At 49.0% G+C, this 24,899-nt stretch carries 21 protein-coding genes; 8 read left to right on the plus strand and 13 right to left on the minus strand.

The genetic code is table 11. The annotated features are described in order from the left end of the window. Positions 1-144 precede the first annotated feature (144 nt). From I8U17_RS07715 to I8U17_RS07730, 4 genes are all read left to right on the plus strand, one after another. Positions 145-1,446 (plus strand): NCS2 family permease, encoded by a 1,302-nt coding sequence (locus tag I8U17_RS07715; protein WP_370589226.1) that lies wholly within the window; start codon positions 145-147, stop codon positions 1,444-1,446. Between the two features lie 222 nt (positions 1,447-1,668). After that, complete coding sequence (locus I8U17_RS07720) at positions 1,669-2,685, plus strand: NAD-dependent epimerase/dehydratase family protein (protein WP_198055785.1); 1,017 nt, start codon at positions 1,669-1,671, stop codon at positions 2,683-2,685. Between the two features lie 2 nt (positions 2,686-2,687). Next, positions 2,688-3,782: a dihydrodipicolinate synthase family protein gene (locus I8U17_RS07725; RefSeq protein ID WP_198055784.1), complete on the plus strand. Its 1,095-nt coding sequence runs from the start codon at positions 2,688-2,690 to the stop codon at positions 3,780-3,782. A gap of 37 nt (positions 3,783-3,819) precedes the next feature. Continuing rightward, positions 3,820-4,947 (plus strand): mandelate racemase/muconate lactonizing enzyme family protein, encoded by a 1,128-nt coding sequence (locus tag I8U17_RS07730; protein WP_033099891.1) that lies wholly within the window; start codon positions 3,820-3,822, stop codon positions 4,945-4,947. A gap of 92 nt (positions 4,948-5,039) precedes the next feature. On the opposite strand, the gene I8U17_RS07735 is transcribed toward I8U17_RS07730, so the two are convergent. Next, complete coding sequence (locus tag I8U17_RS07735) at positions 5,040-5,903, minus strand: LysR family transcriptional regulator (protein ID WP_198055782.1); 864 nt, start codon at positions 5,901-5,903, stop codon at positions 5,040-5,042. Between the two features lie 128 nt (positions 5,904-6,031). Between I8U17_RS07735 and I8U17_RS07740 the strand changes: the two genes are divergently transcribed. Both I8U17_RS07740 and I8U17_RS07745 read left to right on the plus strand, forming a co-directional pair. Then, complete coding sequence (locus I8U17_RS07740; protein ID WP_033099889.1) at positions 6,032-7,456, plus strand: NAD-dependent succinate-semialdehyde dehydrogenase; 1,425 nt, start codon at positions 6,032-6,034, stop codon at positions 7,454-7,456. 76 nt (positions 7,457-7,532) lie between these two features. Then, entirely contained in the window at positions 7,533-8,099 is a 567-nt protein-coding gene (locus I8U17_RS07745) for an FUSC family protein (protein ID WP_081943708.1), read from the plus strand. Between the two features lie 203 nt (positions 8,100-8,302). On the opposite strand, the gene I8U17_RS07750 is transcribed toward I8U17_RS07745, so the two are convergent. Together I8U17_RS07750 and I8U17_RS07755 are read right to left on the minus strand one after the other, a co-directional pair. Beyond that, positions 8,303-8,647 (minus strand): cupin domain-containing protein, encoded by a 345-nt coding sequence (locus I8U17_RS07750; protein WP_033099888.1) that lies wholly within the window; start codon positions 8,645-8,647, stop codon positions 8,303-8,305. Positions 8,648-9,252: 605 nt separating this feature from the next. Then, positions 9,253-10,116, minus strand: a complete 864-nt coding sequence (locus I8U17_RS07755) for a DNA adenine methylase (RefSeq protein WP_198059235.1) — start codon at positions 10,114-10,116, stop codon at positions 9,253-9,255. A gap of 200 nt (positions 10,117-10,316) precedes the next feature. Here I8U17_RS07755 and I8U17_RS07760 point away from each other — a divergent pair, with 200 nt between their 5' ends. After that, on the plus strand, positions 10,317-11,840 hold the full coding sequence (locus I8U17_RS07760) for a ParB N-terminal domain-containing protein (RefSeq protein WP_198059236.1): 1,524 nt from the start codon (positions 10,317-10,319) through the stop codon (positions 11,838-11,840). Between the two features lie 82 nt (positions 11,841-11,922). On the opposite strand, the gene I8U17_RS07765 is transcribed toward I8U17_RS07760, so the two are convergent. Both I8U17_RS07765 and I8U17_RS07770 read right to left on the minus strand, forming a co-directional pair. Further along, complete coding sequence (locus I8U17_RS07765; protein WP_198055781.1) at positions 11,923-13,089, minus strand: iron-containing alcohol dehydrogenase; 1,167 nt, start codon at positions 13,087-13,089, stop codon at positions 11,923-11,925. 104 nt (positions 13,090-13,193) lie between these two features. Beyond that, positions 13,194-14,051: a DUF421 domain-containing protein gene (locus I8U17_RS07770; RefSeq protein WP_033099715.1), complete on the minus strand. Its 858-nt coding sequence runs from the start codon at positions 14,049-14,051 to the stop codon at positions 13,194-13,196. 113 nt (positions 14,052-14,164) lie between these two features. On the opposite strand from I8U17_RS07770, the gene I8U17_RS07775 reads away from it, so the two are divergent. Then, positions 14,165-14,371, plus strand: coding sequence for a DUF1657 domain-containing protein (locus tag I8U17_RS07775; RefSeq protein ID WP_033099714.1), 207 nt, complete (start codon positions 14,165-14,167; stop codon positions 14,369-14,371). A 114-nt stretch (positions 14,372-14,485) separates the two neighbouring features. On the opposite strand, the gene I8U17_RS07780 is transcribed toward I8U17_RS07775, so the two are convergent. The 8 genes from I8U17_RS07780 to I8U17_RS07815 form a co-directional block, all read right to left on the minus strand. Further along, complete coding sequence (locus tag I8U17_RS07780; protein WP_081943694.1) at positions 14,486-15,793, minus strand: ammonium transporter; 1,308 nt, start codon at positions 15,791-15,793, stop codon at positions 14,486-14,488. 125 nt (positions 15,794-15,918) lie between these two features. Then, complete coding sequence (locus I8U17_RS07785) at positions 15,919-18,126, minus strand: YheC/YheD family protein (RefSeq protein WP_198055780.1); 2,208 nt, start codon at positions 18,124-18,126, stop codon at positions 15,919-15,921. Between the two features lie 103 nt (positions 18,127-18,229). After that, positions 18,230-18,955, minus strand: coding sequence for a DnaD domain protein (locus tag I8U17_RS07790; protein ID WP_033099712.1), 726 nt, complete (start codon positions 18,953-18,955; stop codon positions 18,230-18,232). 116 nt (positions 18,956-19,071) lie between these two features. After that, positions 19,072-20,364 carry an asparagine--tRNA ligase gene (gene asnS / locus I8U17_RS07795; RefSeq protein WP_033099711.1) on the minus strand — a complete coding sequence of 431 codons (1,293 nt, stop codon included), beginning with the start codon at positions 20,362-20,364 and terminating at the stop codon, positions 19,072-19,074. Positions 20,365-20,562: 198 nt separating this feature from the next. Next, on the minus strand, positions 20,563-21,318 hold the full coding sequence (locus I8U17_RS07800; RefSeq protein ID WP_235281594.1) for a sugar isomerase domain-containing protein: 756 nt from the start codon (positions 21,316-21,318) through the stop codon (positions 20,563-20,565). 24 nt (positions 21,319-21,342) lie between these two features. Then, complete coding sequence (locus I8U17_RS07805; protein ID WP_198059237.1) at positions 21,343-22,506, minus strand: N-acetylglucosamine-6-phosphate deacetylase; 1,164 nt, start codon at positions 22,504-22,506, stop codon at positions 21,343-21,345. Continuing rightward, positions 22,493-23,263, minus strand: coding sequence for a glucosamine-6-phosphate deaminase (locus I8U17_RS07810; protein ID WP_033099742.1), 771 nt, complete (start codon positions 23,261-23,263; stop codon positions 22,493-22,495). Before I8U17_RS07810 ends, I8U17_RS07805 begins: the two co-directional genes overlap by 14 nt. 59 nt (positions 23,264-23,322) lie before the next feature. Beyond that, positions 23,323-24,810: a sodium:solute symporter family protein gene (locus I8U17_RS07815; protein ID WP_198059238.1), complete on the minus strand. Its 1,488-nt coding sequence runs from the start codon at positions 24,808-24,810 to the stop codon at positions 23,323-23,325. Positions 24,811-24,899: the final 89 nt, after the last annotated feature.

A 24,899-nucleotide genomic window follows, 5' to 3' on the forward strand; every position in this document is an offset into this window, starting at 1 on the left:
TGGTTTTTCGTTTGCGAGGCAAACTTGTTTATAACCATGCACATTATTGACAACAATGCCTTCTTCTTTCTATAATGAATGAATTAAAAATCGCTTTTGACGATTTTGGGTTGGGAGAGGGGCTACAATGAGGAAGGAAATGAAGTGGAGGCGTTACAAGCACGTTTAAATAAAAACAAATGGAAAACAACGGCCAAACAAGAGATCATGGCCGGGGTTCTTTCGTTTTTTACCGCTGCTTATATTATCGTTGTCAATTCTTCGATCCTGGCCGATGCCGGCATTCCGCTTGAAGGCGCCATCATCGCAACGGCGCTTTCCAGCTTTGTCGGCTGTTTGCTCATGGGCTTCTGGAGCAATACGCCGATTTTGCTCGCCCCCGGCTTGGGGATCAATGCCTTGTTTACCTATACGTTGGTCAAATCGATGGGATTGTCTTGGCAGGCGGCACTGGCATCCGTGGTGGCCGCCGGGTTGATGTTTGCCCTGATTGCGTTCAGCAAGCTGGCCGATCTGGTCACAAAAGCAATCCCCGATACGCTGAAAAATGCGATTACTGTCGGGATCGGACTGCTGCTTACGTTTATCGGCCTGCAAAAAGGCGGCGTGATTCATCCCGGTAAAACCACGTTTATCGAATTGGCCGACTTTCGCTCACCAGCCTTGTTGGTCACCCTTCTGACCCTGGTGATCACAATTTTCCTGTTTGTCAAAAACGTTCCCGGCAACCTGCTGATCAGTATCGTGGCCGGCACGATTTTGTCCTATGCCTTTGGTGCGGCGAATGTGGAACATTTCTCCTGGGAGGGGCTCAACTTAAACAGTTTTACTTCCGTTTTTATGGCACCATCCTGGTCCGGGGTTTTGTCCGTTCCCTTCTGGGCAGCCGCTTTTTCGTTGGCATTGGTGCTGGTGTTTGAAAATATCGGCTTGATTCACGGACACTTGCACATGCTGGGCCAAACGGACGCCCATCTCTTTAAAAAAGCGTTTCAGGCCAACGCCCTTTCGGTGATCACCTGCGGTTTTTTGGGAACCAGTCCCACCGTCGCGACCGTCGAGAGCGCAGCCGGGATTGCTGCCGGCGGGAAAACAGGCTTGACGGCGATCACAACCGGAAGCTTATTTCTGCTTTCGCTCTTTTTCATCCCGGTGATCAAGTTGATTCCCGATCCGGCGATCGCCCCGATTTTGATCCTGATTGGCGGGCTGATGCTGGAAAACATCAAAAATATTCCCTTGAATGATCTGACTGAAGGTTTTCCCGCTTATATCATCATCGCGTTTATTCCGCTGACGTTCAGCATCGAAAACGGGATTGCCTTCGGATTCATCGTTTATCCGGTGATGAAACTGTTTACGGGGCGGGCAAAGGAAGTGGCTTTTCCGCTCTATATCATTGCCGGGCTGTTCCTGCTGCACTTTGTCAGCCAGGCATTCCAGTAAAAATGCAAACAGAAGGCTTTTACTTTGCAAAGCAACTTGCAGGGTAAAAGCCTTTTTTACTTCCGCCGTCTTCGGATGAATTGCAATTGAAACGCGAAACCGCGGGTTTGGTGCGAAACCGGTTGGGCAAATGCCCCGTCCTTCCACCTTGAAGCGATTTGTTTTCCCTTCCTCCGGGAAAATAAGAAAAAGATCCTGCTACAAGGGGGCAGATGAAATCTGATGAAAAGTGTTCAGGAGCTGGAGCGAAAGTTGTCCGAACCTTCCGTAAAATTGACGGAGACTCTGGCTAAGTTGGATGGAGATCTTCTCATCCTCGGCGCCGGAGGCAAAATGGGACCCAGCCTGGCAAGATTGGCAAAAAACGCCATTGATGAGGCTGGCGCAAAGAAAAAAGTATTTGCCGTTTCCCGCTTCTCATCGGGAAATCTGCGGGAGGAATTGGAAGCATCCGGAATTGAAACCATCGCCGCCGACCTCTTGAACGAAGAGCAATTGCAATCATTGCCGGACGTAAAAAACGTCATTTTTATGGCGGGAAACAAATTTGGCACAACGGGTCGGGAATATTACAGCTGGGCGATGAATGCTTATCTCCCCGGGCGGGTCGCCGAGAAGTACCGCCATTCCCGGATTGTCTCCTTTTCCACCGGAAATGTATATCCGCTTACTCCCGTTTCCATGCAGGGCGTCACCGAAGATCATCCCACGGCCCCTGTCGGGGAGTACGCGCAATCCTGTTTGGGACGGGAACGGGTTTTTGAGTATTTCTCCCGTCTCCACAAAATCCCGATGGTGCACTTTCGCCTGAATTACGCAAATGATCTGCGGTATGGGGTGCTCCTGGAAATCGCCCGGTCTGTCTATGAAAGAAAACCCATTGATCTGCGCATGGGTCATGTCAATGTAATCTGGCAGGGGGATGCCAATGAATTCGCTCTGCGTTCCCTGGCCATTTGCGAATGTCCTCCCCGCATTTTAAATGTAACCGGCCCGGAAACCGTCTCCATCCACTGGCTGGCGAAAGAATTTGCCAAGCGTTTCAATGTCGAACCGGAATTTCATCATGATGAAGAAAATACGGCTTTGTTAAGCAATGCATCAGAGTCCCATAAGCTGTTTGGTTATCCCCGGGTTACTCTGAAGCAAATGATCGACTGGACGGCCGACTGGGTTGCCTCCGGCGGTGAAACGCTGGATAAACCCACCCACTTTCAGGAACGAAAAGGAGCTTTTTGACCATGAACAGCGGAAAAGAATGCAGACCGGAAATCAAAGATGCCTTGCATGAAGGTGTGGTGATTCCGGCCCATCCGCTGGCATTGAATCGTTCAAGACAGTTGGATGAACAGCGGCAGCGGGCCTTGACGCGATATTACATGGCGGCGGGAGCAGGAGGAATTGCCGTTGCCGTCCATACAACGCAGTTTGAGATCAGGGAGCATCATCTGCTGGAACCGGTATTGCGCCTGGCTGCCGAGGAAGTGGAACATGCCGGGCTGAACCGGCCTTTCATCAAAGTAGCCGGCATCTGCGGGCCGGACGATCAGGCCCTGCGGGAAGCCGAATTGGCAGCCGGACTCGGTTATGATCTGGGTCTGCTCAGTGTGAACGGTTTGCAGGAACTGTCCGAAGAAAAACTGATTCAACGGGCGGAAAAAGTGGCAGAAATCATTCCTGTATTCGGCTTCTACCTTCAGCCTTCGGTCGGCGGAAGATACCTCAGTTTCGACTTCTGGAAAGCATTCGCGGACATCCCCGGTGTGATGGCAATCAAAATCGCCCCCTTCAACCGTTACCAAACGCTGGATGTAGTCAGGGCAGTCTGCCATGCGAAGCGATGTGAGGAAATCGCCCTTTACACCGGCAATGATGACAATATCGTCGCAGACCTGCTGACCACTTATCGCTTCCGGGTCAACGGGAAGTGGACAGAAAAGAAAATCGCCGGCGGCCTGCTCGGACACTGGGCCGTCTGGACCAAGAAAGCCGTCGAACTCTTTGAAGAAATCAAATCGATCCGCGACAACCGGCAACCGATTCCGCCCCGTCTTCTGGAGCTTGCAGTGCAGATAACCGACTGCAATGCCGCCTTTTTTGACTCCGCCAACCGCTTTGCCGGATGCATCGCCGGAATTCATGAAGTCCTCCGCCGCCAGGGACTGCTGGAGGGCCGCTGGTGCCTCAACCCCGATGAAGTCTTGTCACCGGGGCAACTGGAGGAAATTGACCGGGTCTACCGCGAGTATCCGCACTTGAATGACGATGCATTTATCGCCCGGCACAAAGAGCAATGGTTATCTCCAAGGAGCAGGAATAACGGAAGCGGGGCATAGAGATTGACAGTGACGCGGGAAAGGTAAGGGTGTAAAGATGAAAATCAGCAAAATCGAAGTTTTTCCGTTAACATTGCCGATGAAACAAAATTTCTTTATCTCCGGCGGGAAAGTCGGGGATCTGGGACAAGGTGCACCCCATGTTTATGTCAAAATCACCGATGATGAAGGGGCGGAAGGTTGGGGGGAAGCCCGGCCCAGCCACCGCTGGAGCTATGAAACCCTTGAATCGGTCACCACGACAATTGAACATTATTTAAAACCGGTTCTGCTCGGCGAATCCGTCCGCGATTTGAACCGGATTCACCGGTTGATGGACCGGAGTATCGCCGCCGGATTCAGCAAAGGAATGCCGATCGCCAAAGCAGCCGTCGACATGGCCATTCATGATCTGCTCGCCAAACACCATGGAACCCACCTCCCCGGGCTCTGGATGGGCACCTTTAAAGACACGATCCGCCTTTCTTACCTGATCAGCACCAACGATCCTGACCAGGCCTGCAAAAAAGCACGAGAGGCCAAGGAAAACGGATACCTGGCCATTGACGTCAAAATCGGGTTGAATCCAAAACTGGACGTCCAAATCCTGGAGGCGGTTAAACAAGCGGCACCCGAACTCTATTTTCGGGCAGATGCCAATCAGGCCTACACTTTGACAGAGGCCGTGCGCTTATCCCGGGAAATGGAACGAATCGGCGTTGACGTGTTTGAACAGCCCCTCAAGGCAAACGATCTGACCGGACACGCCGAATTGCGCCGAAAAACCGGTACCCCGATCGCCTTGGATGAAAGCATTTGGTCAGCTGGCGATCTGATCCAGGCGATCCGCACCGAAGCATGTGATATGGTCGTAATCAAAGTGACAAAAACGGGCGGGCTCAAAGAAGCAAGGTTATGCGGGGAAATTGCCAAAGAAGCCAACTTGGGTTTGCTGGGAGGAGGACTGACGGAATCGACGCTGGGCTTGACCGCCAGCGCCCATCTGTTCAATTATCTCGATCTGCAAATCCCGGTGGATTTAAACGGGCCGTTCTTTCTTGCCGATGATCCGGCAGCGGACGGATTGCAGGTGCGGGATGGAACCGTCCATTTGTCCGGCCGGGAGGGGATCGGGTGTACAATCGCGGAGGAAAAAATTCAGAAATATGCGTTTAAACGTGAATAGACCACAAGCGAGACAGCGGGGAGAAAGGTTGGGCAATCCGCCATTCTCCCCCGATCCTTTTTTGATCACAGTGCCGGTGGACAAAACCCGTATCAATAAGGACTGAACAATAGAGATAAAAGCAGCTTCCCCATATCCGGATTCCGTGAAATGAGAGAAATGACTCGTTTCATTTTAAAATCCACGATAGGAAGCGCCTTGATTCTTGACTGATCTGCGTGATGAGTAAAAATTTCGGGCAGAATCGATACTCCTAAATTTGCCGAGATAAAGCCGATGATACTCTGTCCGAAATCAATTTCAGAAGAGATTTTCAGATCAGCGTTATGAATTTTAAATGCTTTTTCCAACAATATCCGAACGTCACAGGAAGGGGGCAGCACCACGAGAGATTCATCCTTAACATCATTAAAATAAATGTGATCCCGTTTAGCCAGGGGGTGTTGACGGTGAACAAATAAATAAAAAGGTTCGCTAAAGAGTTGTTTCGACCAATAAGGGTGTTGTATTTCCCTGTCATCCAATAATGCGACATCGATGATTCCTTCACGCAAAAAACGCAAAATCTCCTTATAGCTATAAGAAACTTTAATGCTGATTTCCCGATCCTTATGGCTTTTTTTAGCCGCGGCCAGCCGATCCGGAAGATAAAAAGCAGCAATACTCGGCCAAGTGCCTATCTTGATCCCCGTTATTCCTTTCGTCATTAAAATATCCTTACGGATCGAATGGATTTTACGCAAGACAGGCTCGATCTCTTCAAACAAAATTTTTCCGGCTTCTGTTAATTCCACTCCCGTTGCAGAACGTATAAACAAAGTTGCGCCCAGATCCTCTTCCAATTTTCTCATTTGCTTGCTCAATGCCGGTTGAGTCATGTGAAGTTGTTCGCTTGCCTTTGTCAAGCTCTTAGCTTTGGCCGTTATTAAAAAGGCTTCAAGCCATTCTACATTCATTCCGATCACCCATAACCATTTGTTATACCCTTAAGAGAGAAAGGAAGTACTTAATCAATTAAATCCATGATAATCTAGGGGTATCTTCAGAGCAACAAAGTCATCTTGGATCAAAAGGAGGCCATTCCATGCATCCTGATAAAATGTACATCAACGGTCGATGGATTGATGCCATCAATAAAATCGACGTCATAAACCCGGCTACAAAGAAGATCATAGGATCTGTTCCCAATGGAGGGGCAACAGAGGCCAAAATGGCAGTAGAAGCTGCTTACCCAGCTTTTCAAAAATGGTCCAAGCAACCTGCCGAAGAACGCGGCAAATTACTTATGAAATGGTTTGATTTAATCGAGAAGCATAAAGATGAACTGGCGGAAATCATGACACTGGAACAAGGGAAACCTCTGCAGGAAGCAAGAGGAGAAATCACCTATGCGAATAGTTTTATTTCTTGGTACGCAGAAGAAGGAAAACGAATTTACGGTGAAACGATTCCGGCTTCTTCTCCTGACAAACGGATCTTTGTCCAGAAACAGCCCGTTGGTGTCATCGCCGCTATCACTCCTTGGAATTTCCCCGCGGCAATGATTACAAGAAAAGTGGCACCAGCCCTCGCCGCCGGGTGTACCGTTGTATTAAAACCTTCTGAAGAAACTCCTTTTACAGCATTGAAACTGGCCGAACTGGCTGACCAAGCCGGCATCCCAAACGGGGTGCTCAATGTCGTAACGGGAGATGCAGAATCGATTGCAAATGCTTGGCAAAAAGACAGCCGGGTCCGCAAACTAACTTTTACCGGTTCGACACCAGTGGGAAAAATCCTCATGCGGGGAGCAGCGGATACGGTAAAAAAAATATCTCTTGAATTGGGCGGACACGCTCCCCTGATTGTCACAGCCCAGGCTGATATAGATAAAGCCGTGGATGGTGCCATTGCTTCCAAATTCCGCAATGCCGGACAAACTTGTATCTGTACCAATCGAATCTTGGCAGATGAATCAATCGCTGAAGAATTTACGGTGAAATTGGCAGAGAAAGCAGCAAAACTGAAAGTGGGTAATGGATTGGAAGAAAGCACCGACATTGGGCCGTTAATTAATGAAGAAGCGGTTAAAAAAGTCATAAAGCATATTGAAGATGCGAAACAAAAAGGCGGCCGGGTCTTGACCGGCGGAAACAGATTAACGAATCAAAAGGGATATTTTATCGAACCAACCGTGATTGCCAATGCCAAAGATGACATGCTTTGCATGGTTGAAGAAACATTTGGTCCGCTCATTCCCGTCGCAACGTTCAAAACCATCGATGAAGCAATCGAACGCGCCAATAACAGTTCTTATGGTCTGGCGGCCTATGTGTATACAGAAAATCTCAGGGAAGCCGTTTATATCTCAGAAGCATTAGAATATGGCATTGTTGGGGTGAATGATGGCGCACCTTCAGCAGCACAAGCACCGTTTGGCGGATTTAAAGAGAGTGGATTGGGCCGTGAAGGAAGTCGTTATGGCATCGAAGAATTTTTGGAGATAAAATACATTTCACTCGGTTTATAAGGCATTCCGTTACAATCAGCCCCTTCAAAAACGCGGGGCTTTTTTTGTGAAGCAAATCAGCAAAGGGGGAGCACTGATGAATATCAAAGCGAAAATCGAAAAGACAGGATCACTGCTCACCTCGATCGGAGTTACGTTACCCATATTCAAGACAGCTCTCGCAGCGGGAATATCGTGGTGGTTAGCGACTTTATTTCTGCCTCATTTTTTTCCTTATTTGGCACCTTTAGCTGCTGTATTGGTGTCCAATGCCACCGCAGCTGAATCCCTTGAAAAAGCGAAAAATCGCATATCCGGGGTAATTGGCGGAGTCATGCTAAGCATTTTGATCGCACACTGGATTCCGGTTTCGGGAGTTGCTGTTTTCCTCAGTGTTTTGATCGGGCTGGCACTTGCAACACTTTTGAAACTGAATCAAGAGATTGCAAATCAGATCGGCGTGAGTGTGATCATGGTTTTGGCCTTTATAAATTCTCCGGGATATGAATGGGCGCGAATTTTGGAAACGATATTCGGTTCGATCATCGCCATCTTCATCAATGTAATTTTGATACCACCAAAAACCTTATCCAGCAAAATAAAAAAGATGCATCGGATGAAGAGAAAAAAGAGAAGCCTGATCACTGATGCTCCACACGGCTGAATCCATGGAATTCCCGGCTTCTTCCGCCGCAAAGGCCGCTGCAGATAAGACCTCTTGCAGGGTTTGAAAATGAGGTTTGTCGACCGTCTGAAACCCGGCAATTCATACGCCGGGTTCAGCTTGTTGACCAAGTCCGTTTTTCTCCGGTCGGCAAGCTTCTGTTTTGATAACGCCTCTTGCCGCCATGATCTTGAAGAGATTGATCAATCGCGCAAAACCACCCGGTCCCCTTTGCTCGTCGGTTGGGAAATCACCAAAAATTCGATCTCCTGTCCGGACTTATTCATCATGTGATGGGGCACTCGCGGCGGAATCTCGATCCCTTCCTGCTCATGCAACTGAATCACTTCCCCTTCAACCTCGATGGTGGCCACTCCCTTCAAGACAAAGAAAAACTGCCGCGCCTGTTCATGATAATGCCTGACTTCTTCCGTACCGGCCGGCATTCGCTCATGGATCACGCTCAATTCTTCCCGTTTCACCAGATGCCATCCGTCACATTGCTGTCCCCAAATATAATGTTCTGCCGTATTTTTGCTGATCTTCATCGGTTTGCTCCTTTCCCGCCGGGTTCCCGGTCTATATAACGATTTTTTAGTTTTAATGTATTTTCAAACGATTATACTTCCAACCCGAAAGGGGCATACAGTGTTTTGACACTTTGATTGTGTTATAGCCGGCTTATAGTCGACCTAGAACCGCCGAAAAAAATTGAATTGACCAACTCCCGTCTAATAAATCCCCTTCGAATATAACTGCAAAATTTCTTCGGAGGAGAATCTTTGTTAGAAAGTAGGACTGTGACTAACTTACACAAATTGAAGGCGACTAGAAAGCGTGTTGGGGCAATTTTAAGGAAAACGGAACATGCCCGCTAAAGATTTGTACTCCTCTTTCTTGGAAGCCAAAAAAGATATTGTCCTCTACGTTCAATTCTACAATGCAAGAGTGGTCACATTCTATGTTGGGATACCTGTCTCCAAAAGAATTTCGTCAACATTTATCTTCAAATGCGGCTTAAATGTCTCGACTTTTGGAAGTTCATAAGCTTTGGGCTTCCATAATTAAATTAAAAAACGGGCTATAAGCCCGTATAACATCTTTCCGGCTATTGTTAGCAAACGTAATACAAAACATAAAATACTATACTTTACTACAATGATACATTATCGTGTATTGAAAAAGAAACGTCAAAATCAAAAATACTTTGGTCTACAGGATAAAAATTGCTAATAAACATTTCTCTTCCTTCTTTATCTATTTTTGAAGAATTAATTGTATAAGACCACGACTCCGAATTTATATAAAAATCTCCACGGCAGTATATTTCTCTTGTCATCGGGCAGTCATCAATTGTTAATAAAAATTTATGACTTGTTTCCCTCAATAAACATGCAAGTTTTACATGTTCTTCATGTGTCATACTTACTGGATAAAGTTGTGAACCTTTTTCATAATATGGTGGATCTAAAAAGATTAGAACATCTTCACCTGGAGATAATAATAATTCTTCATAATCATAGCAAGTAATTTTTACATCTTTTAACTTTCTAGAACAATCCATAATCCTTTCACATAATAGGTCGGCATTCCATCTACAATCTATTGTGTATCTAGATTTTTGCCCCATGCCACCAATAGGATTAGCCTTGTAAATACCAGAATAATTAGTTCTATTAAAAAAAAGTAATGAAAATGCTTTATCTAGCGTAGTTTTAGGAACTTCCTTACGGAGCTTTTGCCATAATTCAACAGTAGGCAGTCCAATATCTCGAATTCTTTTACATAATCCTTCGGGATTATCCCGCAAAATTATAAAAAAAGAGTAAATCAATTCATCCTTATCATTAATCCAATTATTTTGAGCAAGGGTTTTTTTTAGAAAAATAGACCCCCCACCAACAAACGGCTCTCTATACTCAGAATGAGGAATATTAAAATATTTACACATCTTATTATAAACACGAGACTTTGATCCTGGAAATCTAAGAGGGGAAGCAATTTCTTTTTTCGTCATATTTTTCGTCCTCCTATTAATGAATATTACCATAATTAATGAATCTTGGCCAGCGTTAGTCTTTATTTAACTTTTCAGTTTAATATTATTATTTTTATACATATCAAAGTACATGAATAAGATCTTCTTTTTCCACTTCAAATATTTGCTCTTTTGTGTATAATCTGTGAATAGGAGACTTTTTTTTGGAGGTAATTATGTTGACTAAAGACAATATAAAATCCATTGAGTTAAATAAATTGATAGTGAATCTTAATAACCCAAGATTCCACAAAGTAAAAACTGAGTTAGAAGCAATTGAAAATATTGTTAAAAATCTTGGTGATAAGTTGTTACGCTTAGCAAAAGATATTGTAGATCACGGACTAAATCCAATTGACCTACCATTGGTAACTCCAGATCCAGAAAAAGAAGGTTACTATATAGTGGAAGAAGGAAACAGGCGCATAACAGCATTAAAATTATTATTAAACCCCGACGTCATAGTTCATCATACAAAGATTCATTCTAGATTCAAGCAACTACATCAACAAATTAACCCTTCTGATTTCTATATCATTGATTGTGTCGTAATTGAAAATGAAAACGAAATCAACCATTGGATTGAGTTAAAACATACTGGAGAAAATTTTGGAGCTGGAACTGTTCCTTGGAATAGAGAACAATTACTTAGATTTGAGAAAGAAAGACTTGGTAAAAATAAAGCAGTTCTTCAGTTAATCGACTTTTTAAAAAGCATCGGCTATGAAAGTCACTTTAAAAATATATACACATCTAACCTTAGCCGCTTAATTGACGACCCAGACGTTCGTGATTTTTTAGGTCTTAAACTGGAAAACAAGATCCTATATACAAATATTCCATTAGAGGAATTGCTAAAAGGTCTAAATAAAATTGTAAATGATTTATCCAGCGGAGATATCAACGTAAAAGACATCTATTACAAGCACGATCGAATAGAATATTTACAGAAATTCGATGAATCCCAAACCCCAGATAAATCAAGAGTATTTAGCACCTATATTCCTTTAAATGAATTGATTTCCAATCAACTTGTAAATGGAGATAATTCAAATTTACTCGAACAAGGTAATCTCTTTAACCTGGAATCTAATCCCAATCAGTCAAAAGGCATTATTAAACCTGGCTCTAACATAACATACACCAATAAAAACGATTCTGATAAAAACAAATTCGAGACCACGTCCAATAACCTAAGGAAGGGAGATCCTAAAAAGAATCACACCCAAAGTCAAAATAGAGATAATGATACAAAAAAACCCTTCCCATTATCATTCTTAAGAAAAACTCTTATTCCCAAAGACGTTAAGATGAAAATCGACATTAAAAGAATCAATTACATCTACAAAGAGTTACAGACATTAAATGTCGATGAATTTCCTAATTGTGCCGCCGTTTTATTCAGAGTTTTTTTTGAATTAAGTGTAGACGCCTATATTAAAAAGAAAAACATAACAGATTGTAACACCAACAGTAAATTGGTAGTTAAAGTAAAAAGAGTTTCCGAGTATATGGAAAATAACAAGATTCTAACTCGAGATGAATTAAAGCCTGTAAATACTTCTGTATCTTCTCAGGATTATTTGGGTTCTACAAATACATTAAACGCGTATGTACACAATTCTAATATGCAACCTTTATCAAAAGATTTAAAAACCACATGGGATAACATGGAAAAATTCATCAAAGCAATTTGGAAATAATAAACTGCAACTTAGTAGATTCGATAAAGATAAAAAACCCCTGCGACCCATCACAGTGCAGGGGTTTTTTCGTCCTCCGGCTTTACAGGGACATTTTCAGGATTTCGTAGACGTCTTGTTTGGTCAGTTCTCTGAAACGGCCAACCGTACCGTTGGGGCTGACCGCTTTTTCCGCCATGAGCTCCAGTTTGGCGTCATCGATCCCGTAGTCGGCCAGACGATTGGGGGCGCCGATCGAATTCCAGAAACCGCGCAAACGGTCAATTCCTTCCTCGGCAACCTGACGGTCCGTTTTCCCGGTCGGATCAACGCCAAAGACGCGAACAGCCAACTGCTTCATTTTCGGCGTGGCCACATCCAGGTTGTAACGAATCAGGTTCGGGAAAATGATGGCCAACCCGCCGCCGTGCGGAATGTCATAGACAGCGGAAACAGCGTGTTCGATGCCGTGTGTTGCCCAATCTCCCTGCATCCCCTGATTGATCACGCCGTTCAGAGCCATCGTTCCGCAGAACAGGATCGTTTCCCTGCTTTCGTAATCCTCCAGGTTTTCAAGGAGTTTGGGGGCTGTTTCCATCACTGTGGTCAAAAGCGACTCGACCATGCGCTCATTATAGGGCACATTGGGTGCATGGCTGAAATAGTGTTCCAGCGCGTGGGACATCATGTCCACGATCCCGTAAACGGTTTGGTCGCGTGGCACGGTAAAGGTGTGAACCGGATCGAGAATGGAGAAACGCGGGAAAGAGTATGGGCTGCCCCAGCCGATTTTCTCTTGCGTTTCCCAGTTGGTGATGACGGAACCGGCGTTCATTTCCGAACCGGTTGCAGCGAGGGTGAGCACCGTGCCCAGAGGAAGCGCGCCCTTTGCCTCCGCCTTCTTGGTAATGATATCCCAGACATCTCCGTCATATTCAGCCCCGACAGCAATCGCTTTGGTCGCATCAATCACGCTTCCGCCGCCGACGGCCAGCAGGAAATCAATCTTCTCTTTTTTGCAGATTTCAATTCCCTTGTTCACAGTGGACAAGCGGGGATTTGGTTCCACTCCCGGCAGTTCAAACACTTCTGCGCCGATTTCATCCAGGAATTTACGGATGTTATCATAAATCCCGTTTCGCTTGATACTGCCGCCGCCATACACCAGAAGCACTTTTTTTCCGTACTTTGGCACTTCGTCTTTTAAAGCGGCCAGTGTCCCTTTACCAAAGATCAATTTGGTCGGATTATGAAAAACGAAATTCTGCAAAGAAAACACCTCTTTTATTATGTAAAATGGAATCCGCCTTTCTATTATAAGCGAAACAAAATCATTTCGCGACCCGAAAGAACGGCAATTTTTGCCGCTGTCTCTTACGTAGTCAGATAAGGCTTTAATCGGTCAATCACTTTTTCCAGTTTGGCGGCACATTCTCCGTACATCGCTTTGACGTCTTCCCGCTCGGTTGACAGAGCGAACATTTCCAAATCGGCTTCGCATTTTTTCAGAGTCGCCAGGAGCGCCGGTTTTTCTTGCGGTTTCGCCAGTTGGAGCTTGTCATCATACACATCGAGATACAGCTCACCGCTGGAGTCGACTTGCCCGACAAATACATTTTCCAACTGCACCCCCTGCTTTTCCAGCTGTTCCTTGAGCCAGCGCCGATTACGGCCCAAGCGGAACAACGCTTCATCCAAAATGCTGCCATCCATAATCACGATTTCCGGTTCCCGTTCCTCCGCAACCTTCAGCCCCAGCATCTTGGGCGTCAGCGGAAGGCATTCCTTTTTCAGCATGACATCGATAATCCCGTTCGGTTCCATCACCGCAAACTCGACATCGGACAGCTTGAACACATTTTTCTTGCGCAGCTGGGACATCAACTCATCGATGGTGATTCTCTCTTTTTTCAGGTTATCCTCGAGCACTTTTCCCTCTTTGATCAAGACAGTGTCTTTGCCGTCCAGCCAGTCGCGGGCCGTCTTGCTCTTCAGCTGCAAGAAATGAATAAACAAAATGACCGCCACCCAGACGAGCAGGGAAATAAAACCCAAATATCCCTCTTTCATTTCCAGAGACATGTGGGCCGCCAGATTCCCGATGGTGATCCCGGTGATGTACTCAAACAGGGAGAGTTGGATAATCTGTCTTTTTCCCATCAACCGGGTCAACACAAACAAGACGACCACGGTTATCAATGTTTGTACAATCACTTGAATCCAATCCGCCATGTCGCAATCCCCACTAACTTTCAGTAATTTTTCTCTGTATAGTATGGAAGCATCCCAATCGGCCTATTCATCCCGATTTTTGCGCATATTAACAGCAGAAAGGAGTTTTGCTTATGACTGTTGCAGCCAAAGTAAAAACCTGCCTGGCTTCCCTTCGCAGTGCACAAGCAGGTTTGGAGCAGTTTTCCGTGGAATCGCAAACGCAGGACGCCAAAAAAGTCTTCTCTGAAGCAGCACAGACGGTGCTTGAGATCATTGAACAGGTAGAGCGTCGCGTCGGAGAGCTGGAACGGGAAGAACCGGAGTACAAAGGGTTTTGAGGAAACAATCGTCTCTTTTCAGCGCGTCACGGGAAGGAAGACTAAAAATCATTCAAAAAAGGGGCGAGGTCACCTTCCGAAGAGAACCCCGCCCCTATTTCCGTTCCTTTCTGCTCAAAGCACTTTTTGCCCCGATTCCCAAACGGTTTCACGACGATCCGGTGCTTCAACCCGGTTTACGGGAAACGGCAGACTGATATATCCGTAACGGCCGTGCTCGCTTAAATCCAACCCGTTCCGTTCTTCATGTTCGGATACGCGCAATCCGATCACCTTCTCCAGAACCCACAATGCCGCAAAGGAGGCTGCAGCCACAAATGCCATCGTGACAACAATCCCGAGCGCCTGGACAGCAAGCTGTTCCCATCCTCCGCCATAAAAGAGACCGGCTCTCCCAATTCCAACATTTTTCACCAGGTCGGGAGCAGCAAAAATCCCGCAGGATAACGTTCCCCAGACTCCTGCCGCCCCGTGGACAGAAGCGGCCGAGACCGGGTCATCGATTCCTTTTCGTTCAAACCATTTTCCTGAATAATATCCGACGGTTCCGGCAACCGCTCCGATCACCACCGCCGCCCATGGCCGGACAAAGGCGCAGGGGGCGGTAATGGCCACCAATGCAGACAGCGCTCCGTTTAAAGTCGCGGAAATATCGGCTTTACCGGTAGTGATGCGCGAGATGAAGTACATGGTCAAGGCTCCGGCGGCAGCAGCGAGGTTGGTCGTCAAGGCCGCATAGGCAAACAGTCCGTCCTGAACATGTGTGGCGCTGCCCGGATTAAAGCCGAACCATCCAAACCAGATGACAAAAACCCCCAACACCGTGTAAACCTGGTTATGACCGGGAATTTCAACGGACATTCCGCGTTTGTCAAATTTGCCCAGTCGCGGCTTCAACATCATCGTGGCCACCAGCGCCGCGACTCCGCCTTGGAGATGGACGACGGTGGAACCGGCAAAGTCTTGTTTTCCCAACAGATGGAGCCAGCCGTGTTCCCCCCAAACCCAATGCCCCACGACAGGGTAAATGAAGATGGAGTAAATGGCTCCAAAGACAATATAAATCCCCATTTTTCCTCTCTCAGCAAATCCACCCCAGGCGATGGCCAACGAAACGGCCAAAAAAGCAAACTGGAACAAGTAGGAAACCGAAATCGGCAATGCCCCCGAATCCTGGGGCAAATGCAAAAACCAACCCGTTGTGCCAATCCACTTGCCCTCACCAAAGGCAACCGCATAGCCGGCAACCCAGAAAGCGAGAGCGGCGACCGAAAAACCGATCACCTGTTTCACGGCGATATGCCCGGCATTTTTCGCTCTTGTCGAACCGACCTCCAGCAAAACAAATCCAACCTGCATCAGCATGACTAAAACGGCCGCCAGCATCATCCACATTGAGTCAAGTGCTTGATCCAGCCTCATGGTGATCCCCCGATTCCTCAATTATGTTATAATACCTTACATTTGTTTTGTATATTATCATACAGAGAGATCACCAACCACAATCATGTCAGATTTTTTTACAATAAAAAACTTGAGCAGATCGCTCAAGCCAACCGGTGATAAATTTCGCTTAATTCTTTGGCTCCTTTACTCCAGCCAAAATAGTTTTCCGCTCTTATGCGCGATTTTTTCCCCATTTCCTTCAGCTGATCCGGCCGGTTCAACCACTCGACCAATACTTTGGCAATGCGCTTGCTCAAACCCGGCCCCGGTGAGACCAAACGTCCATTCACCCCGTTTTCAACCAGTTCGCCAATCCCCCCGGTCTGCGTCGCCAAGATCGGCAGCCCGGTCGCCATCCCTTCCACTGTCACCAATCCAAATGCCTCTTTGCCAACTGACGGAACGACCAAAACATCAGCCAGTTGATAAACCGCAGGTAACCCCTGGTGCGGAATATGAGGCCACCAACGGATCTGTTCACCGTGCTCGCGCCCCAGCTGGCGGCATTTTCGCAAATAGCCGGTCTCCACGTTCCGCCCGTAAAAGCTGCTGCCGACGATTAACAGAACGGCAGCGGGATGCACCTCCCGCACTTGTTTAAAGGCTTCGATCAGCAAGTGCAACCCTTTTTGCGGAATAATCCTTCCGACATAGAGAATGACCGGGCGTCCGTTTAATTGATGCCGGATTCGCTCTTCAATCCTTCGCCGGCGAACGGCAGGATCGTGAATGGAAGCAAATTGGTGCAGATCCACCCCGAGCCAGATTTCTTTCAGCTTATGCATAATCTGGGGATACTCTTTTTTCAGGCAATCGGCCATGTATCGGCTGTTGGTCAAAATGAAATCATAGCGGGGCAGCAACTTTCTCAGCGCTTTGCGATTGGCGTACGGAGGGTTAAGGTAAGTGTGCGAATGCACAAAGAGGACTTTTTTGGCATTCGGAGCTGCTTTGGCCAGACGGTTTAAAAGGAGAGGCCGGTTTTCCACCTGGATGATATCCGGTTTCAGAAACTTGAGCGACTGTTCCACCCTTTTGTAATATTGCTGCGTCACGGGAGCTTTCAAGTCGAGCGCCGTCGCATCCGCCATCTCTTCCACCTGATTTCCCAGCAGCAACACATGATGGTTTTTTCCCAATTCCTTGGCCCAGGACCGGGCCACAATCTCAACAGAGCCGCTTTTTCCACCGTGAACAGGCAAATTTCCGGGGGTGATCAGGGCCACGGTCGGTTTTCCCGGCTTTTCTGCCGGCGGCTGGCGGTAAAGATAAGCGGCATATTCCATCGGTGCGGCAAAAGTGCGCCGCCACGATTCCAGATCACCGGCTTGATGGAAGGTAATGCGCAAATCACGTCCGTTGATTTCGATGATCCAGATGTCTCCTTTTTCATCAATCGCCAAATCGAGACCCAAATCAGCCATCCCGGGAATGCTTTTTTCCAGCGCTTTGGCTGCCATCACCGCAACCCGCTCCATCTTTTCCCGCACCGATGCCGGTTTGGTAAATCCAGCTTCGACCATTACTTCGTCAAACCTGCGCGCTTTGCCGCCGACCGCCACATTGGTGGCCACGGCATTCTCTTTTCCTACCTTGGCTACGATACCGGTAACCTGCCACTGACCCGTTCCGTCTTTTTGAACAGAAACACGAAAATCGACGGGCCGCCGGTTGATCGTGAGCAGAGAAATCGGTTGCTGGACAATCACAGGAGCGTGAATATGTTTGTGAATCCAGGCCGGAAGCTGATTAAACGGAACTTCTCCCTTTGCCCCTTTGGCATCCTCAATCCAGATGGCCCCGTTTTTGTGCATCAGGCGGCAAACGCCGATCCCCAAACTTTTGTTCCGCGGCTTTATATAACAAGCACCGAAGCGGTCAAACATCTTCTGCAAAACGGGCTGTTGATAGAGAAAGGTTTCCGGGAGGTGCGGCTTTAACTCCGGTTCCCGCTCAAGAATCTGCGCCACTCTCCACTTATCCATGCGGTTATCCCTATTAAAGATGATCAATCCGGGCAGGGCTCGGAGAAGTTGATACTTCATCTGAAAGACGGCGGGTTTGATCCGGTTATGAATCACTTTGGGAAGAGGGTGGCGTTGTTGATGGTAACGCCCGTCAGGTTCTCTGGTAAATCCGTCTACGGTACGATCAGCCAATCTCACATGCTCAATCGTAAAGAAGATTGGTTTTAATCCCACTTGGCGTGCGGCCTGATCGTAATGGGGAAATACTTCGTACGGCGTGCGATCCCGGATGCAGTCGGAAAAAATATGGCGGCTTACCAAAACCCCTACCGTATCAGCCACAAACGATCCCCCCTTTCTCTCTAAGTGTATGCAACAAACAAATGCCTTAAAGAGGATAGCTGTCCCGGCGACAAAAAAATAGACGAAAGATTTCGCTCTTCCGTCATTCTTGATTCACCCAGTTATAAAAAGAGAAGCCGCTGGCCCGATGTTGTTTTTCTCTGATTCCGGACTGGTATAACATACCTTTTTGTCTGAATTTGCGCGAATACTCCACTGCTTCCTCCGCTGTCCGCACATTATTGCGCTGCCATTCAAACAAAATCCGGTCGATGTACCGGAAATTCAGCTTGCTGCAAAAGACCGCTTCCCGCAAGGCGGATTCAATCAATTCTTGCGAATATCCGTCTTCATCAATCCATCTCGCCAGCATTTGGCATTCCATCGGTGACAAAGGCCGGCCAAACTCTTGTTCAAACAGCTGGAAAACTCGATCGTATGTCTCCCCATCCAACTCTTCCTCCGCCGAATCCCGGTCAATAAATGAGGAAACCAGCTGTTGCATCAGCGGTACAAGGGAATAGCGTTCACTGCGGACTCCGTACTCGTTCACCTCATGTTCAATCCGCAAATAGCCGCCGCGCACCAGCCGCTGAATCATATCGACGATCTGTTCCTGTGTGAGATTCATCCTCATCTCCAATTCACTAACCGTCGGAAACAGCTTTTGTTCCTTCTCCTGAAAGAAAAGAATATGAATCAATAACATAACTTCCGTTTCAGATAATCCGACCCGTTTATACTCCGTCAATAAGAGAACGGGCAAAGAGAGGGAGCCCTGCTGCAGGAGTTGAACCAGAGCCGTCTGCACTGATCCTTTTCCATCCATGCTTATCCACCTCGCTTGTCTTTCTACTATACCACAGGAATTTTGGCGTAAAATAGACTTGAAAAATGGAAAAGCATCGGTTTGAACCGATGCCCCTCACTTGATCCCGATTCTCCTTACGGGTATAAACGGTTAAGCATACGCGGGAACGGAATGGTTTCGCGAACATGATCCAAGCCGCAGATCCACGCCACCGTCCGCTCCAGTCCGAGACCAAATCCCGAATGGGGAACAGTCCCGTATTTTCTGAGATCCAGGTACCATTGGTAAGCTTCGCGCGGAAGATTGTGAGCTTCATATCGCTTTTCCAGCAATTCGGGGTCGTCGATGCGCTGACTGCCCCCGATGATCTCCCCATATCCTTCCGGTGCAATCAGATCGGCGCATAACACCACTTCAGGGCGGTTGGGATCCGGCTTCATATAAAACGCCTTTACTTCAGTCGGGTAATGGGTGATAAATACCGGCCGGTCAAAGCTTTCCGCGATTTTAGTCTCATGCGGCGCCCCAAAGTCGTCCCCCCATTTAAAATCGGCAAAGCCTTCTTTATGCAGCAGTTCAACCGCTTCGTCATAGGTGATGCGCGGGAAAGGCGCCTTTACTTTTTCAAGGGCGGAGATGTCACGATCCAATGTTTTAAGCTCTGCCTGACAATGATCCAAAACGGATTGCACCACGTGGGCAAGCAGTTGTTCTTGGATCTTCAGGCTCTCCTCGTGATCGACAAAAGCCATTTCCGGTTCAATCATCCAAAACTCGATCAGATGGCGGCGCGTTTTCGATTTTTCGGCGCGAAACGTCGGGCCGAACGAGTACACTTTGCGCAGGGCCATCGCCGCCGCTTCCATGTACAGCTGACCGCTTTGCGTCAAATAAGCATCTTCATCGAAATACTTCGTGTGAAACAGATTGGTGGTTCCTTCACAGGAAGAAGGAGTCAGAATCGGCGGATCCACCCGCGTAAAGCCGTGTTTGTCCAAAAACGCCTGCACCGCCCGGATAATTTCCGCGCGGATGTTGAGGATGGCCCGCTGTTTCGGGGAACGAATCCACAGATGGCGGTGATCCATCAGAAAGTCGACACCGTGCTCCTTTTTGGCAATCGGATACTCGTCGGCAACCTGAATCACCTCGATCTTGGTCACGTCCAACTCAAAACCGCTCGGAGCGCGTTCATCCTGCCGGACAACGCCCCAAACATACAAGGAACTCTCTTGGGTCAACTTTTTTGCATCTTCCCAGATCTCGGGAGATACTTGATTTTTCAGCAAAACTCCCTGGATAAAACCAGTTCCGTCACGCAACTGCAAAAACATGATTTTTCCGCTCGAGCGTTTATTGTAAAGCCATGCGCCCAGTTTTACCTCTTGTCCGACATGCGCGGCTGCCTCTTTAATCGTCGTTAACACCTATGTACCCTCCATCCGAAATTATGACACTGAATTTTATTATACAACCGCGTATTTTAAACAGTCAACGAATCAGCGTCATTCCGTGTTCCGGAGTGAAACAAGCGAAAGACCCGGGCATCTCTTCCCGGGCCAAAAATCTGCTGAAACCCAAGCACTTCCGCAAAAGAAAGATCACAACGCGGCCTGATCAACGATCTACAGCTTTTTGATCCGTCCTTTGAAGCGATCAATAAACCGCGCATTGGCCTCGTCGCCGCCAGGGGCGTTTCCGCTCATCCAGATCGGCGGTGTCACTCCCTCCAGAACCAAAAGCTGTACCGCTTCCGCCATCAGACTGTTCAACAGGTAAGCATTGGCAAAAGTGGAAATCGCCGCGACACGCTGCTCCAGACCGGGAATGCTGACAACCGCATCTCCCACTTCCACCTTGCAGTCCAAAACAACATCGACGAGTTCATACAGATTTTTCTTTGTCGGATGGCGGGCCGGATGGTTTTCCGGGGTCATGGCGGCATGTTGCACCGAGGTTACGCCGATCGTGGTCACCCCCCGCCGTTTTGCTTCCAGTGCCGCGTCGATGGTCGCCGCATTGATTCCGTAAGCATTGACGATGATGAGCAGATCACCGGCCCCGAGCTGGTAATCATCGATGACGATCGCTCCGTATCCCGGGGTGCGTTCGATCGCCATCGAGCGCAGGGCCCCCCCGCTTAAAAGCGTGCCTTCATCGAGAATCGCGCTGATGTGCATAAGCCCTCCGGCCCGGAAAAAGATTTCCTGCGCCCCCAGATTTGAATGGCCTCCGGGTCCGTAAACGTACACGATCTTGTCCTGTTTGACATGATCCGCGATCAATCGCGCGGCACGTTTGACCGCGTCCGCTTCTTCCCGCAACCTTTCCAGATGAGCCACGATTTTGCGAAAGTACTGCTCCATGACCGTTTCCGCCACGCGCCACTCCTCCTTTTCCGGTTGTCACCCAGTTTCATGCAGGACGCAACCTCGTTTAATCGTCCGGAAAATGCGGATTTCCCCGGCTGTCTGTTTAAAGACGGCCAGATCTGCCGGGGCTCCGGCCGCCAACCCCCGCAGCGCCGGCAACCCGAGGTAAGCAGCAGGCCTGACTGAGGCCATATCCCAAGCTTGGGGCAACTTGCAGAGTTGTTTCCGGATCAAATAGGACACACTCTGACGCAAAGTCTGCACCGAACCGGCCAACAGCTGCGGCTGCTCTTTCAGATGCAGTTTTCCCTCCGGCGTCAACACCACTTTCCCGCCGATATGCGTTTCATACTCCCCCGGTTCGCGTCCCCCGAGACTGACGACATCGCTGACCAGCATCGCCTTTTCCTTTTTCATGGCAAGAAAGACCTTCAACACGGAATCGGGCAAGTGAAATCCGTCACCGATCATCGTTGCCAGCAATTGATCTTCGGCGAGCTGATCCCAAATGTAGTTGGGGTGTCTCGGCAACATCGCATGTGCTCCATTGCCGAGGTGCGTGGACAGGCTCGCCCCCGCACGAACGGCAGCAGCGATCTGTTCTGTACCGGCTGCCGTGTGTCCGATCGCGACGCGTACACCGGTTCGGACACATTTTTCGATAAAATCGATGGCATCCGGCCACTCCGGCGAAAGCGTAACCAGGCGGATACGCCCGGCAGCCGCGTTTTGCCAGCGTTGGAACAGCGCCCAATCCGGGGGTTTTACATAAGCCGGATCATGGGCTCCGCGCGGTCCGTCTTCCGGCGAGATAAATGGCCCTTCCAGGTGAATGCCCGGAATGATCCGTTCGAGCAGAGGCTCTTCGCGGATTGCCGCCGCAATCACCCGCAGCGCTTCCTCAATGGCTTCATCGCTATTGGTAATGACGGTTGGCAAATAAGCCGTCACTCCTTCCGCCCATAACATCCGGGTCAAGGAAAACAGCGCTTCAGCGGACAGCGGCAACGCATTCAGATCGATTCCGGCAAATCCATTCACTTGCAGATCGACGAAGCCCGGTGCCAGCCACGGTAAATCGTCACTTCTCTTGATATTGCGAATGTCGCGGATCCTGCCGTCCTCAATCTCAACGGCAACGGGAGATCCGGTTCGATAGTCCACCCCTTCAACCAGCCGGAGCTCAGTTTCCTGCATGCTGACTCCCCCCGTAAGACTCCCCGTCCAAATACAGAATACAATCCCCGTGTGTCCGCAGGATTGATGCCGGACAATCCGGAGAAACCGGACCCGTGAGCGTCCTGTGCACCGCCTGGCGTTTTGTGGGCCCCGGGACAACACAAATGAGATGACGGGCTGAGACGAGCGCTGGTACAGTCAGGGTCAATGCCGTTTTCGGAACAGAGGCAAGATCGGGAAAACATCCGTCGTGAACCTGCTGCTTCCTGCATGCCTCATCAAGCTCGACGGTTTTCACCACAACAGGATCGGCAAAATCGGCGACACCGGGATCGTTGAAAGCAATATGTCCGTTCTCTCCGATTCCGAGGCAGACAATATCAATCGGCGCTTCATTCAGCAAGCGGGCATAGCGGATGCATTCCTGCTCCGGATCATTACCCGGGTTCATCAGGTGAACCGTGCCCGGTTGAACATGGCGAAACAAATGTTCCTGAAGGTATCGGGAAAACCGTTGCGGCGCATCCTCCGGCAGTCCGATGTACTCGTCCATGTGAAAGGCCGTCACACGCGTCCAGTCCACTCCGTCCGCACGGCAAAGGTGCTCAAGAAATTCATTTTGCGAGGGCGCCGCGGCAAAAACCATGCGCACTCTGCCCTGCCGGAACAATGTTTCCTTCATCTTCTCCACCGTCTTTGCCGCAGCGGCCATTCCCATCGCATTCCGATTCTCGAACACATGTACCTGCAAAGTATCCACCGTTTTCTTGATCATCGGTTCCAATCCCCGACTCACGGAAGCCTCCTCCTTCCTGTTTTTCCGTTTGCCGGCCATCATCCGGGCGATTCTGAATCCCCGGAATCCCCGCTGAGGACTTCCATCATTTGCTCCACTTCCGGGCGGCGGTTGCGGGTACACCAGCCCGTCACCGCAAAAACGATGGCCGATACCAGCACCGGCAACCCTTGTTGTGCCGCTTCACTGACGTCAAAGACGGTTTTGTCGAGCGCAAATGTGAACACTCCGGCCATGAGTGAGACGATGGCGGCTGCCGGTCCGCTGTTGCGAAACGCGGGCAACAACCCAAGCAGCATGGCAACTGAGACCGGCCCGACCAAGGCCCCAAACCAGGAGACCAGGAGTCCCAGCACCCCGCCAAATGCTCTCTGTTCCACAGCCACGATCATGGTCAGCAAAACAAGCACCAGCGTCGTCGTGCGGGCGACGATCAACTCGCCCCGGCTGCTCAGCATGGTCCACTTGCCGCGCAGCCTCGGAAAAATATCGCGTGTGAAAACTGAGGAAATGGCATTCGCATCAGACGTGGTCATGGCCATCGTGTGGCTGAACATCCCGGCGAGAACCAATCCGGTCAGACCGTGCGGCAAAAACTTCGTCGCCAGCAAAGCATAAGATTGGTCGGGCTGCTTCAGATGCGGAAAGAAAATCGGCGCGGCCCACATCGGATAAAACAGAACCAGGGGCCAGAAGAGATAGAGGAAACCGGAGAGAAGCGCAGCCTTACGGGCTTCGGAACCGGACGGTGCTGCAATATATCGTTGGGCCAGGTTCCACGTGCCACCGTTGTAGCTGAAAAAATCGATCAGCAGAAACGCCAGCGCAAACCAGAGCGTATACGGCCCGGCAAACAAGTCCGAATGCCCCGCCGGCAACCGGCTCCACATCCCGGCAATCGCGCCGATCCCTCCTAGATTGGCCAGCACGATCACAAACATGGCAATCCCGGCGGCCAACTGGATGAGGAATTGTGCGAAGTCGGTCAAGGCATCAGCCCACAGCCCGCCGATCGTCGAGTAAATGAGCGATACACCACCTGAGAGCAGAATGCCGGCAGAGAGCGGAAGACCGGTAAACACTTGCAGGAGAATGGCAATCGCCGCCCACTTGGCACCGATATCGAAAACTTTTAACAAAATGCCGCTCCATGCCATGAGCTGGTGCGTCGGGACATTGTAACGAGTGGACAGGTATTCCAGCGGCGATCCGATTTGGTAATGCTCCCTTAAGCGCGTCCAGCGCGGAGCAATCGTAAAAGCCCCGGCAAAAACGGCAATCGACACCGGAACAGCCCACCACACGTAGATCGTGAACCCGTACTGGTAGGCAACGGCCGCATATGCCACAAACACGGCAGCACTGTAGCCGGACATGTGGTGAGACACTCCGGCGAGCCACCATGGCATTTTTCCGCCGGCCGTAAAATAATCCTCCGCATTTCCTACCCGGCGATATGACCAGACACCGATTCCAATCATCAACAGGAAATAGAGAATCAGGACGAGCCAGTCAATTGCCGCCATATATTGGCCCCCTTTTTTCAGTGATTTGATCCGCATGTCCGGTCGGATGGGTGCCGCGACCCTCCCCATTTTCAGGGCTTCACCCCCGG

The organism is Thermoactinomyces sp. CICC 10521 (assembly GCF_016055135.1).
Classification (GTDB): Bacteria; Bacillota; Bacilli; order Thermoactinomycetales; family Thermoactinomycetaceae; genus Thermoactinomyces_A; species Thermoactinomyces_A daqus.